At 70.4% G+C, this 13449-nt stretch carries 10 protein-coding genes; 5 read left to right on the top strand and 5 right to left on the bottom strand.

What is annotated here, in order from left to right; all coding sequences use genetic code 11:
* Positions 1-704 (bottom strand): penicillin acylase family protein (locus tag ABF401_RS04930; RefSeq protein WP_353508423.1); only part of this gene is annotated, 704 nt, incomplete at its 3' end.
* 123 nt (positions 705-827) lie between these two features.
* Between ABF401_RS04930 and ABF401_RS04925 the strand changes: the two genes are divergently transcribed.
* The 5 genes from ABF401_RS04925 (at position 828) to mscL (ending at position 5128) form a co-directional block, all read left to right on the top strand.
* Positions 828-2402 carry a potassium/proton antiporter gene (locus ABF401_RS04925; protein WP_353508422.1) on the top strand — a complete coding sequence of 525 codons (1575 nt, stop codon included), beginning with the start codon at positions 828-830 and terminating at the stop codon, positions 2400-2402.
* Between the two features lie 8 nt (positions 2403-2410).
* Entirely contained in the window at positions 2411-2815 is a 405-nt protein-coding gene (locus ABF401_RS04920; protein ID WP_353508421.1) for an FmdB family zinc ribbon protein, read from the top strand.
* A 110-nt stretch (positions 2816-2925) separates the two neighbouring features.
* Positions 2926-3780 (top strand): S-methyl-5'-thioadenosine phosphorylase, encoded by an 855-nt coding sequence (locus ABF401_RS04915; RefSeq protein ID WP_353508420.1) that lies wholly within the window; start codon positions 2926-2928, stop codon positions 3778-3780.
* A gap of 212 nt (positions 3781-3992) precedes the next feature.
* A complete protein-coding gene (locus tag ABF401_RS04910; RefSeq protein ID WP_353508419.1) occupies positions 3993-4559 on the top strand; it encodes an SAF domain-containing protein in 567 nt (188 codons plus the stop codon).
* 203 nt (positions 4560-4762) lie between these two features.
* Positions 4763-5128: a large conductance mechanosensitive channel protein MscL gene (mscL, locus tag ABF401_RS04905; protein WP_353508418.1), complete on the top strand. Its 366-nt coding sequence runs from the start codon at positions 4763-4765 to the stop codon at positions 5126-5128.
* Between the two features lie 67 nt (positions 5129-5195).
* Here the strand turns inward: mscL and ABF401_RS04900 are convergent, their stop codons facing one another.
* The 4 genes from ABF401_RS04900 to ABF401_RS04885 form a co-directional block, all read right to left on the bottom strand.
* On the bottom strand, positions 5196-5588 hold the full coding sequence (locus ABF401_RS04900; RefSeq protein ID WP_353508417.1) for a tetratricopeptide repeat protein: 393 nt from the start codon (positions 5586-5588) through the stop codon (positions 5196-5198).
* 85 nt (positions 5589-5673) lie between these two features.
* Complete coding sequence (locus tag ABF401_RS04895; RefSeq protein ID WP_353508416.1) at positions 5674-9762, bottom strand: PDDEXK-like endonuclease domain-containing protein; 4089 nt, start codon at positions 9760-9762, stop codon at positions 5674-5676.
* A gap of 153 nt (positions 9763-9915) precedes the next feature.
* A complete protein-coding gene (locus tag ABF401_RS04890; protein WP_353508415.1) occupies positions 9916-13011 on the bottom strand; it encodes a M14 family metallopeptidase in 3096 nt (1031 codons plus the stop codon).
* Between the two features lie 184 nt (positions 13012-13195).
* Positions 13196-13449, bottom strand: a 254-nt coding sequence (locus ABF401_RS04885) for a DUF6191 domain-containing protein (protein WP_353508414.1), incomplete at its 5' end; no start/stop codon positions are given.

Genomic DNA, 13449 nt, shown 5'->3' with positions numbered 1-13449 from the left:
GAGAGGATCGGCTGGTTGCGGTCGAAGGGATAGGGCGGGTAGAGCAGGTTGATCTGCTTCTCCGAGGTGCGACCGCCCCGCGAGAGCCGGGCTCGGGTGAGCTCGTCGTCGTAGTCGGCGCGCAAGTCCCAGGCCATGGCCTTGAGCCAGGCGAGGGAGTCGACCGGCGTCCACGGCTCGACGCGGTAGCCCGGAACGCTCCAGTCGAGCACCTGGTACTCGAGGGCCAGCTCGGCCGGCGACTCGGCCTGCTTGATGTAGGCGTTGACGCCGTCGGCATAGGCCTGCAGGTACTGACGGGTCTCGGGGGCGAGCGTCGGCAGCTCCTGCTCGGCGATGCGGCGCCAGCCCATCGTCCGGATGACCCGGTCGGTGTCGACGCCGGCCTCCCCGACGAGCTCCGACAGCCGGCCCGCCGTGATGTGCCGGCGCAGGTCCATCTCGAAGAACCGGTCCTGGGCGCTGACGTAGCCCTGCGCACGGAACAGGTCCGTCGCCGTGTCGGCGTAGATCGTGGGGACGCCTCGAGCGTCCCGGCTGACGTTGACCTGCCCAGACAGGCCCTCGACCTCCAGCTTGCCGGACACCTCCGGGAAGGATCGCCTGACGGTGGAGACCGCAAGAATCGCCATCGCCACGAAGGCGATGACGATGAGGACGGCGACCGACAGGGCGATACGACGAGCGAGGTGGGCGCGGGGCACGGCATGAGCCTAGGCCACGTGTCCGTGGTGTGCGGGAGGCGCGGTTCGAGGCGTGGGAACGCTGGCGAGCTCAGCGGCATACGGATGGTTTGATGGGGTCCACCGCCAGCCGAGGAGCCAGCCGTGACCGCGCTCGCGTCCGTCACGTCGTCGGGAATGACTCTCGACGACCTCACACGCGTGCTGCTCATCGGCTCGATCGTCCTGCTCGTGGCGGTCGCCGCGGTGCGGCTCTCGGTGGCTTCCGGGATGCCGTCGCTGCTCATCTACCTCGGCATCGGCCTCGTGCTCGGCAACGCGGGCGTCGGCATCCAGTTCTCCGACGCGTCGACCACACGGGTGCTCGGTTATGCCGCGCTCGTGCTCATCCTCGCCGAGGGCGGCCTCTCGACGAAGTGGAGCAACATCCGCGGATCCGTCGCCCCGGCCGCGGTCCTCGCCACCGTCGGGGTCGTTGTCTCCGTCGTCGTCGTCGGTGTCGCCGCCCATGCCATCCTCGGCCTCCCCTGGGAGATCTCGCTCCTGCTCGGCGCGATCCTCGCCTCGACCGACGCGGCCGCCGTCTTCGCCGTCCTGCGCAACGTCCCGATCCCGCGTCGGTTGAGCGGCATGCTCGAGGCGGAGGCCGGCTTCAACGACGCCCCCGTCGTCCTCCTCGTCGTCGCGCTCGCCGCCCAGAGCATGCCGGGAGCCACGGAGGAGCCGTGGTGGGAGCTGCTCATCATCGTCCTGCTCGAGCTCGCGGGCGGAGCCGCGGTCGGTATCGCGATCGGCTATGTCGGAGGGCTGGCGCTGCGGCGAGTGGCGGGCGGCTCGTCCGCCCTGTTCTCCATCGGCGTCCTCGCGCTCACCGTCCTCGCCTATGCCGTGGGCGCCCTCGCCCATGTCTCGGGCTTCCTGGCGACCTATCTCGCGGCACTGGTCCTCGGCAACATGAGCCTGCCCAACCGGACGTCGGTCCAGAGCTTCGCGACCGCGATGGGGTGGATCGCCCAGATCGGGCTGTTCGTCCTCCTCGGCCTGCTCGCCGACCCGTTGCGGCTGGACGAGCAGCTGCGCAACGCCCTTGTCATCGGGCTCGTCCTGCTCCTGCTCGCGCGGCCGTTGTCGGTCCTGGCATCGACCGTCTGGTTCCGCATGCCGTGGCAGGACATGGCGTTCCTGTCATGGGCCGGGCTCCGGGGCGCCGTCCCGGTCGTGCTCGCCACCGTGCCCCTCGTCGCGGGAACCCCCAACACGAGCTGGATCTTCGACCTCGTCTTCGTCCTCGTGGTCGTCTTCACCATCCTCCAGGCCCCTCCCCTGCCGTGGGTGGCCCGACACCTCGGCCTGACCGAGCAGATCCACTCGGTGGACGTCGGCCTCGAGAGCACGCCGCTCGTGGAGATCGCGGCGGACGTCATCACCGTCACGGTCGGCGAGGAGTCCCGGCTCCATGGCGTTGCCATCTTCGAGCTGCGTCTCCCGAGGCGTGCGATGGTGACCCTCATCGTGCGGGACGGGGAGACGTTCGTGCCGGAGCAGCACACGACCATCAGGCACGGCGACCGGCTGCTGATCGTGACCACCTCAGGCTCACACAGAGCGACGGAGCAGCGGATACTCGCCCTGAGCCAGCACGGCCGGTTGGCCGGCTGGCCGTCGGCCGGACTCGAGCGCGCCCGTAGAATTGGGCGACAGACCCCCCGCAAGACCTGAGGTAACCAGTGCCCACGTACTCCTACGCCTGCACCCAGTGCGGCCACGCGTTCGACATCCGCCAGTCCTTCACCGACGACCCGCTGACGGACTGCCCCGAGTGCGCCGACGGCGCGGGCCGGCTGCGCAAGGTCATCCACCCGGTCGGGATCGCGTTCAAGGGCTCCGGCTTCTACAAGACCGACTCCCGAGCGAGCGGTGGCACCAAGGGCTCGGGCGGCAAGGAGTCGGGTGCGGGGAGCGGCTCCGGTGAGGCGGCGGCTTCCACGTCGTCCGAGTCGGCTGGGTCGTCCGGATCGTCCGAGTCATCTGGTGGATCCGGGTCGTCGTCATCGGGTCCGTCCACGGGGGCGTCCGGGTCTGGCGGTTCCTCGAGTGGGTCGGGCTCGGGCAGCACGGCCGCTGCGTCCTGATCCGATTGTGGGCGGCTGAGTCGTCCACATCCCCGTCGGCTCGTTCAGCCCTGTCCCCATGCGCCGTCCTGAGACCCGACGGCGTTGGGTTGCGGTTCTAGGCTGCCGACATGACCTCACTCAGCACCATTCTCACGCCGCCCGACGTCACCGCTGAGATCGGAGTCATCGGGGGCTCCGGGCTCTACGACTTCCTCGAGGACTACGAGACCGTTGAGGTCGTCACGCCGTTCGGCGAGCCGAGCGACCCCCTCGTCATCGGTGAGGTCGACGGGCGCCCGGTGGCGTTTCTCGCCCGCCATGGCAAGAGCCATCGCTTCGCTCCGCACCGGATCAACTACCGCGCCAACCTCTGGGCCCTGCGAGCGGTCGGCGTCCGCCAGGTTCTCTCGCCGTGTGCGGTCGGCTCGCTCAGACCGGAGCGCGGTCCGGGCACCATCGTCGTCCCTGACCAGGTCGTCGACCGGACGTGGGGCCGTCAGCACACGTTCTACGAGGCCGAGGGACCGATCGTGCACGTCGGCTTCGCCGAGCCGTACTGCCCCAACGGACGCCAGGTCGCGGTCGACGCCGCACGGGTGTCAGCGCTCGAGGTCGTGGCCGACGGGACGCTCGTCGTCATCAACGGCCCCCGGTTCTCCTCTCGGGCGGAGTCGCTCATGCACCAGCAGCTCGGCTGGGACGTCGTCGGCATGACGACGATGCCGGAGGCCGCACTCGCACGTGAGCTCGCGCTCTGCTTCACGACGATCGCCATGGTGACCGACCTCGACGCCGGGGTCGAGGGTGGTGAGGCGGTGACCCACGAGGAGGTCATGCGGGTGTTCGCGCAGAACGTCGAGAGCCTCAAGGGCGTCCTCCGGGACGCCATCGGCCAGCTGCCCGCCCATGAGGACGATGCGGCGGCCACGTGTGCCTGCCGGCGCAGCCTTGACGGCATCGAGCTGCCGTTCGACCTGCCCTGATGAGCCGGGCTCCGAGCCCCGGTCACCCATCTCTGGGGTCGACCGGAGAGTCGTCGCACCGTTTCTCCCGGAGGCGGCGCGCTCGGCCGGGTTCTCGGCTGCAGCGGTCGCGCCGCGCCCGGGCCCGTCGATGGGTCACCGCCGTGCTTGCGGGGCTTGCCGTGGTCCTCGCCTTGGGCGCCCTGCGACCCGCCGGAACGGCAGGAGCCGGCATGGCGACTGTGGTCGCTGCCCGGCTGATCCCGTCCGGGGCGCTCATCGGGCCCGGCGACGTGCGGGTCGAGGCGCGCCCTGCCGAGCACCGCCCCGAGTCCGCGACCGGTGACGTCGCGGCCGTCGTGGGCCGACGGGCCGGCGGGCCGATCGAGGCCAGGAGCGCAGTCACGACCCAGCGGCTTGCCGGGGCCGGCCTGCTGGCGGGTCGGTCGGATGGCCGCGTGGCCATGACGGTGCCGGTCCTGGGGGTCGCGCTCACCGGGGTCCAGCAGGGCAGCAGTGTGGACGTCTACGCCACGGGGACCGGCCAGCAGGTCGTGACTGATGCGCAGGTCCTGGCCGTGCTCGGTGGCACCAGCGACAACACGACCTCTGGATCTGCGGGAGGTGGCGACGGAGAGGCGTCCGGCGGTGCCCTCGGGGCGACCGTCTCCTGGGAGGACGAGCCGGATCCGGCCCTCACCGTGGCGGTTTCACCGAGTGAGGCGCGACAGCTCGCCCTGCACCTCAGCGCCCTCAGCGCCGGGGAGAGCTTCGTGCTCGCGGTCCGCCCCTCCCCCTGAGCCCAGCCCCTCCCCCTGAGCCCGGCCCCTCCCCCTTGCCCCGCAACACGCCCGGCGCCTCGAAACTCACCAGTGCTGCCACAGGGTGAGTTTCGAGGCGCCGGGCGTGTTGCTGCGTAGGCGGTCCTTGGATGGCTAAGTTGAAATGCGACACGGACAGGCCTCCCCCTTGCAGGAGGTCCAGACCAACGAAGGGAACGTCCATGCTCAAGGGCTTCAAGGACTTTCTGATGCGGGGCAACGTCGTCGACCTCGCGGTCGCCGTCGTCATCGGCACGGCTTTCGCGAAGGTGGTCGAGGCCTTCGTCACCATCATCATGGACCTCATCGGCAAGCTCGGCGGCACCCCGGACTTCTCGGCGTGGAACCCGGGCGGCGTGTCGGTGGGCGCTTTCCTCACCCAGCTGTTCACGTTCCTGATCGTGGCCTTGGCCGTGTACTTCATGGTCGTCGTGCCGATGAACCGGCTGGCCGAGCGCCGCAAGCGCGGTGAGGAGCCCGAGCCGGAGGCGCCCTCGGAGGAGGTCGTCCTGCTCACCGAGATCCGCGACGCGCTCCGCGTGCGCTGACCCGCACCATGATTGAGTGACCAGCTTCTATGGCGTTGCCGAGAAGCTGGTCACTCGAATGGGTTTGTCAGTCCGGGGCGCCGTAAGCCTTCGGGCGCTCGTAGTCGCCGAGGATCTCGGCCAGCGCCAGCGGCCGAGCCGCCTCGGCGTGCCGTCCGGCGCGCTGGAGCGTGCGCCCGAGAAGCAGGTGGGCGTAGCCGTCGGTCGGGTGCTCCTCGATGAGCACGCGGAGCACCTTCTCCGCCTTGCCGAACTGGGCGGAATGGAAGTAGGCGCGTGCGAGGAACATCCGCAGGTCGGTGGTGGAATGCAGCAGCGGCTGGGCCTCGTCGGCGCCAGTCGCCTCGGCCTCGGCGAGGAGCTCGGCAAGTGCCGAGGCCGCTGCGAAGTGGTCACCGTTCTCGAAGAGGCCTAGGGCCCAGGTGTAGCGCAGGCTGAAGGGCGTCGAGATGGCGTTCATGCGGACGAGAACGCAGCACCCGTCCCCCGCATTCCACCCACGCCGCATCCGCGGCCGCCTGCTTGGCCCCGCCGGACTGGCCGGACTACTCGTAGTGCGGCGGCCGCTGCTCCTCGAGCCACCGGTCGCGCGACGGCGCCTCGGCGGGCTCACCCCAGCCGGCGTCGGTGTCATCGCTGCTCGATCCAAAATTGTCGTCGGTGGCCGACTCCGCCGTGCCCTTGCGGAAGACCCGGCGCCGGCGGCGGCTCCGCGCCGGCTCGGCCACATCACGCACCTCCGACTCGTCCGACTCCGCCGGCTGGGCTGGCTGGGCCGTCTCGTCTGATACCCCCGGCACGCTGCCGTTGAGCATGCTGCGGCCGACCGGTCGCGACGCGGCCTCGGCCTCCGTCGGGCGAATCTCCCGAGCCACCCGGACGATGCGGGAGATCTCGCGCGCCGGGTCGCGGAACAGATCGGTGCTCCAGACCCGCAGGTGCACCCACCCCAGGCGGCCGAGCTGCTCCGGCCGCAGCCGGTCACGATCGCGGGTGCTGCGCATCGCGGCGTAACGCGACCCGTCCGTCTCCACGGCCACGAGGACTCGACCCCGGTGGTAGGGGTCCTCGATCGCGACGTCGACACGTTGCGCGGCCGTGCCGTACTCCTCGTGGACGACCAGCCCTTCGAGGCGAAGCCGCCGGGCGAGGTCGGCGCGGAGCGGACTCCGGCTCGGTTCGGGAGCGGCAACCGCGGCGCTCGGGACCGAAGCCCCTCGCGCCTCGGCATAGGCCAGGAAGTCTCGCAGCATGATCGCACCGCTCGCCTTGAGCCGCGACGGGTCCAGGTCCGAGGCCAGCAGGGACGAGACCACCGTCATCCGGTTCCGGGCCCGCGTGATGGCGACGTTGAGCCGCCGCTCGCCGCCCTCGTTGTTCAGCGGTCCAAAGCGGTGCAGGACCCGACCGTGCGGCGTCTTGCCGTAGCCGATCGACAGGACGATGGCGTCGCGCTCATCGCCCTGCACCCGCTCGAGGTTCTTGACGAAGAACCGCTCGTCGCGATCCGGGTCGAAGAAGTCGGCCACGTCGGGCGCGCCTCGCAGAGCGGCCGTGACGGCATCATCGATGAGGTTCGCGTGCTTGATGCCCAGGGCGATGACGCCGAGCGACTCGTGCGGACGCCTGCGCGCATGGTCGAGCACCAGGCTGACGACGCGGTCGACCTCGGCACTGGTCGACTCAATCGTCTGCTCTCCCGGCTGGACCACCGCGTGGCCCTCGACCGGCTCGAAGGTCACCGCCGACTCGACGGCCGTGCCGGGAAACGTCGTCAGACCACCGTCGTACATCGTCACGTTGGCGAACGCGATGAGGCGTTCGTCGCGGCTGCGATAGTGCCACGTCAGTCGCCGGGTCGGCAGGGCCGCGGCCAGCACGTCGAGCACCGACTCGAAGCCCTCGGTGAGCACGTCCTCCGCTTCGGTCGTGAACTCGTCGTCGGACACGACCGTGAAGAAGTTCGTCGGGGGCAGCTGGCGCTCGTCCCCGGCCACGACGACCTGGCGCCCCCTCGAGATCGCCGAGATGGCCTGAGCCGGCTGCACCTGCGAGGCCTCGTCGAAGATGACCACGTCGAACCACCGCCCCGGCGGCAGGGTGGACGCGACGACGAGGGGGCTCATCGCCCAGCACGGCTTGATCGCGGTGAGCGCGGCCGAGGCCTGTGGCATCAGGTCTCGCAAGGACTTGTGGCGTCGTGCCCTGCCCGCCTCGGCCCGGACGAGTGCCTCCTGCGCGGGGTTGTCCCCGAGCACCTCGCGGACGTTGCGGGCGACCGCCTCCCGGACTCGGTCCACCGTGGCGTCCAGGTGGGCGTGGTCGGCGGCGACGAACTCGTCGACGGCGTGACACAGCCCCTCGCCGTCGTGGGCGCCGTACGCCGGGTCACGGAGGCTGATCTCCTGCGCGAGCGAGGCCCACCACGCGAGATCCACCTCGGCGGGCACCTGCGCCGTGGGGACTCGACGGGCGGCCAGGTCGTCGACGACGGCACCCAGCCCGGCGCCCCGCAGGTCGTCGAGGGCCCGGGTGACGTGGGGCAGGACGGCGAGGCGGTCGGGTCGTGAGGCGAGGGCAGCCAACCGGCCATGCAGGTCGACGAGGGACAGCTCCGTCAGCCCGGGCCCATCGCCCGGTAACCGCTCCTCGAGCCAGCACAGGTCGTCACGGAGCCGGTCGAGCGCATGGAGTCCCTCGTCGAGACGCGGCGAGATCTCCGGGCGGCCGCCACCACCGACCAGCGCGTACCACTGGGTCCGCTGCTCGCTCGCGAGCCGCAGGCTGTCGTGGAGGTCCTGCGGGGGCCGCCCGGGCCGCAGCAGGCGCTTGGCCTGGTGCCGCACCTTCCAGCGGGTGAGCCAGCCCAGGTCGACCCCGTGCTGGGCGCGCCACTCCCGGGTGGCCGTGGCGGCGATGTGCTCGTCCAGCGGAAGGTCGAAGACCTCGGGGCGGAACACCTCGAGCGTGTGACGCACCGCCCCCATCGTGTCCAGAGCCGACTGCCAGTCCGCGAGCGAGGTCGCCGGCGGCACGTGCGACTCGGCGAGCAGGGCGTTCAGCTCGGCCCCGGCCTCGTCCAGGCCCCCGCTGCTGAGCCGGGTCGTGATGTCGAGCGCCTTGGCTGCCTCGTCCGACGTCAGGATCCGGGCCCCGAACCACGGGTCCGCACCGTCCTGCGCCCAGGCCCCGAGGCCCGACGCGTCGCGGAGCCGCCCGGCCAGCTCCCGGATGCGCTCACGGCTCAGACCCGCGAGGGCTGCGCCGTTGAGGCGGACCCGGGACGTCGGCGACGGGCTCCTCGTCGCCAGCTCCGTCAGCGCCTCCTGCACCTCGTGGAGCGACACGCCCCACGGCTCCCGCACCGAGTGCATGGCCTGCACATGGGCGACCAACCGGCCCCGCCGTTCCTTGAGGACCGTGCTGGGTGACCCAAAAGCTGTTCTTTCGATCGAGGATGACGACCCGAGTCCTGTTCTTTCGATCGAGGTGGGCGAACCGACGGCCGAGTCGAGCGCTCGCCCGAACTGCCGGGCGGTGGCGCGCCGGTTCGTCGTGCCGTCGTAGGCGTCGAGCACGAGGTCACCGAGGCCAAGCCGGTCCAGCCGCCCCAGGACGGCGTCGATGGCCGCCCGCTTCTCGGCGACGAAGAGCGCCGACTTCCCCTCGGCCGCCAGGGAGGCGATGAGGTTGGCGATGGTCTGGCTCTTGCCGGTGCCCGGCGGTCCCTTGATGACCAGGTGCGCGCCGGCCCGGACGGCGTCGATCGCCGCGTGCTGGGAAGAGTCGGCGTCGAGGACGAGGTGCTCGTGCTCCGGATCCGGCTCCGGATCGCTCTCCGGCACCCGCAGCCGAACCGCAGCCAGGGCCGACTCGTCACCAGCGAGCGCGGCGACGACGTCGTGGTCGGCGAGCGAGGACCCTTGCAGCGCAAGGTCGGCCACCATGGGCAGCTTGGCGTAGGAGAAGGTGCCGACGAGCAGGCGCGGCGCGATCACGAAGTCCGGCACCCGCTCGCACACCGACTCCAGGGCCGCATAGACCGGATACGGGTCGAACGCATCCCCCTTCGTCGCGAGGTCGGCGAGGGACTCCCCGTCGACCTCGAGCCCCTGCTCGGAGCGCAGGTACTCGATGAGGACGGGGTTGAACTCGACCTCCGAGCCGAGGTCCAGGTCGAAGTCCTCCTGACCCGGACCGGTGGGCCGCAGCACGAGCGGCCAGAGGAGGACGGGTGCGGCCGGCGCTCGTGACGCCCGCGGCACCGACCACGTCGCCATGCCGATGGCCAGGAAGCCGGCAGCGATGCCGCGCTCCTCCCTCAGCTCCTGGGCCTTGGCCCGGATCGCACGTGCGCGACGCCTCGCCTCCGCGAGCGCACCGGGTTCGCGCATGAGGTCCGACAGGCGCGTCTTCCGCCCGGCAAGGAGCATCGAGACGCCCCCGGGGTGGGCGGTCGTCAGGTCGAGCGTGCCGGACGGGAGGTCGCGGTACCACAGGAGCGTGTTCCGCCCGCCCAGATCGACCAGGGCGCGCTGCCACGTCTTGACCGCCGCGGCGACACGATCGGCCCGCGGGTCACCCGAGGTCGAGCCAGCCCGGAGGGCTGAGTCGGTCCGGGAGACGTCGGTCATTCCTGCAGGCTAGCCAAAGATGACGGGCAAACACGTGAGCGCTGCCGCCACGGGAAAGGAATGCTGCCGTATGCCGCCGAGCCGGCCCCGCGCCCACGGTGACCGTGGGCGGGGGGCGAGCTCAGCGGCATACGGCCTCTGCTTGTGTTTGGTTCAGTTGAGGAGGTGGCCGAGGACGCGCTCCATGACGTCGGCGCGGCCCTGGCGGCTGGTCACGCCCTCGAGGCCGAAGCCCATGAGGAGCGTCGACGGGGTCGCCACCGAGCTGCCGACCGGGAAGCCCGACGCGTCGGTGCGCACCCACGTGTTGGCGTTCGTGGCGCTACCTGAGGGTGCTGCCGGCATGCTCCAGCCGTCGAGGCCGCCCTCGAACGAGGTGCTGCCCTCGCCCGTGGACACCGTGATGTCGTCGACGAACGCACCGAGTCCCTGGGTGGCCCAGTCACTCACGTAGGCGATCGCCACCTCCACCTGACGGCCCTGCCAGGCAGAGAGGTCGACGGACCACTGCTGCCAGCCGCCGGAGTTGCCACTGGCGGCGTTCCATGAGCCGGTCGAGCCCGTCGCGGTGCAGGATCCGACGCCGTCCCACGTCTGGTAGTGAGCCAGCTGCGGGTGCAGGTCGACCCAGCCGGAGTCACAGCTGTCACCGGGCGCGGTCGTCGTGTGGCCGTTGCTGTCGGGCAGCGTCGTCCAGTCCTCCTGACCCGGGGTGTGGGCCTCGACGAAGAAGTGGTCCCAGTTGGCCTCGGTGTCGTAGGAGGTCCAGAACGACAGCGTTGCGCCTCCCTGCGGGACGGTGATGGTCCGTGCGAGACGCTTGTAGGACACGTCGGAGATCTGCGAGTAGACGTACTCCGTGCCCGTCCGCGGTGCGAACGGTCCGCCTGGCTTGTCCCACGCCGACGCGGGCCAGCTGTCGAACTGCTTGAACTGGTCGACCGGCAGGATGCCGCTCGTGGCGACGTACGACATGGTGTCGCCCTGGTTGTCGGCGCTGTCCGCGCCGCCCAACCCCCAGGTCAGCCCGTCGAACGGGGTGTCGGTGCCGACGAGGCCGAAGGCATTGCCGTCCTCGTCGAGCCCGTCACCCTGGATTCCCACGAAGCCGCCGAACCAGTACTGGAGGACGTCGTTCGTGCCGTCGCCCGAGCCGGCGAGCCGGAGGCAGCGGCGCGGGTCAACGCCCGTCGGCCTTGGGTTGCAGGCGATCTCGCCCTTCGGGTCGTAGAGCTGGGTGCCGACGTTGCCGGTGTACTGGTTGCCGGCGAGGTCGCTCGTGTAGGCCACGGCGCCACCCTCGTTGAGGTACGCGCGGAACTCGAGCAGCTCGTCGAGGGCGAGCCGGTCGGCGTTGCCGGCGCCCTGGCCGGCGGGGCGCGTGACGATGTCGTCGCCGGAGTACCAGATGGCTGCGTCGTAGTGGCTGAGAACGCCGAGGGCGTCGGGTGCGACGCGCCCGCGGGCGTCGACGTTGTACACATCCGCCTCGATCCCGTTGTCCGCCAAGGCGTTGAGGTAGTAGTCGAGGTAGTGCGGACCGGGCGTCTGAACCGGCGAGTTGCCGGTGTAGTCCTCGGCCGCGACGACGACGACGCGGTTGCGGGTCTCGGAGACGGCCTCGTAGGTGAACGAGTCGCTCTTCTCGCCGCCACCCTCGAACCAGACCTCGACGGAGTCGCCCGGGTCGGTGCCCGTGACGATTCCCCGCATCTGGTGGTAGTAGACGCTCGCGGGCGAGTAACGCTCCCCGCCAGCCCACTCGGACGTCGGCGCGGACTGCACCGCACCACCGTTCACGCGCCACTTCACCGTGACCGGGCCGAGGCTCCGCTTGGCGTTGACGGCCACGGGCTGCGGGTCGCCGTAGGAGTACTGGAAGGTCAGCTCGGTGTGCGGGTTGCCGCGCTTGTAGGGGTCGTCGCTGTCCAGGTAGAACGGCTTGGTCTTGAGGCCGAGCGACGAGACGGGGTCGTCGGGGTCGCCGGCGGACTTGACGACGGACTGGGCGAACGGCAGGTTCCGCTCGAACTCCGCCTGCACGAGGGCCTCGTCGTCCGGGAAGACGAAGCCACAGCCGTCACAGCCCTCGGACAGCTCCGGGGTCCAGGCGAGCGCGCCTGTCGCGACGTGGGCGTAGTCGGTCGTCTCCCCGTTGGTGACGTAGAGGACGTCCGAGCTGAGGCCCGGGTGGAAGTCCTTGATGGCCGGCTGGTCAAGGTTGCCGGACAAGGCGTAGTAGATCGGGTCGTCGAAGGTCGGCGTGCCGATCTGCCAGCCCTCGGCGTAGAGCAGCCACTGGCCGTTGGAGTGGTAGTTGACCTGGAAGGCGAAGCCGATCCTGTCGAGCAGGCCCTTCATCGCGGCCGTCTCGGGCTCGGACACCGGCCCGGTGCCGCGGTAGGTCTCGCTCGACGAGATCGAGGACGAGCCCTCCTCGTCGTAGCCCCAGTGGTTCGGGAAGTTGCGGTTGAGGTCGACGCCGTCACCCGTGGTGATGTCGCCGTCGCCGTTGACGTCTCGCATGTTCTTGCGCCAGAGACGCTCGTGGTCGAACGTGTACTGGTAGCCGTCGGGGTTGGCCACCGGGACGAACCACAGCTCGGTCGTCTGCAGCAGCTTCTTGACCTCTGGGTTGTTCGCCCGCCATTGGTCGATGTACCAGTTCATCAGGCGGCGGTCGACCTCGGTCGCGATCCACTCACGCGCGTGCTGGGTCGCGCTGAAGAGCACGGCCGGACGCTTGCCGTCCGCGATGCCGCGGGCGCCCTGGGTGAGCTTGATCGCGTACATGTCCCGGCCCTGGATCGTCGTGCCGATCTTGACGAGCTTGGCGATCGACGGGTTGTTCGCCGCGGTCTGGACGAGCTGGTCGCGGATGCCGCCGGGCTCGTCCCAGGACTTCCAGACGGTGAACCCCTGGGCCGCCTCAGCGGCAGCAAACTGCCGGACCGTCTGGCCGCCCTTGACCTTGGTCAGGCGCGGGAAGATTCCCTTGGCGTGGAGCTGATCTCGCTCCTTCTTGGTGAGCACGAGGTCGACCTCGACGTTCGAGCCGGACGCCTGATGGGCACCGACGTCGTGGCCGAGGCGGGCCAGCTCGCGCAGCTGGCTCGCGGAAACCGTTGCGGTGTAGGCGTCGAGCGCCTCATCCGCTCTCGGGGCACTCGACGACGCCGTGGGCGTCAGCCCGACGAGCAGCGCGGCAACCATGCCGAGGACCACAGTGAATACACGCAGACGCTTCATCCGAAACCCCCTGGAGGTTCCCCTGACGAATGTGGGTGAGGTCACATTCCCATCAACCCGGGTGTGCCGCCACCCGAAAAGTGGTCGTGTCGCAACTGAGACACAGAACCCGGCCGTATGCCGCTCAGCTCGCTCCGCGCTCAGCGGTGCGTCGGGCGCGGGGCCGGCTCAGCGGCATACGGCCTCAGGCGTCCTCGTCCTCGTCGCCGCGGGCTCCGTCGGGAACCGTGAAGCCGGCGTTCCGTTCGGGCGGCATGGCGAGGTGGACGACCCCCTTGTCGAGATCCACCCACGTCCTGTTGGGGTCCCCTTCGTTGCCCGGGATCTGCGCCTCGATCCGCTTGCGGTCGCGCTCCTCGGTGAAGTGCCTGTGGCCCGGGTTGAAGATCTCGATCAGACCGTCCCAGTCCATGGCAGCCCTTTCGTCGGATGGGTTGG

This window comes from Intrasporangium sp. (assembly GCF_040414665.1).
In the GTDB taxonomy this organism is placed as follows: Bacteria; Actinomycetota; Actinomycetes; order Actinomycetales; family Dermatophilaceae; genus Intrasporangium.
This window is presented reverse-complemented; position numbering and strand designations above follow the sequence as displayed.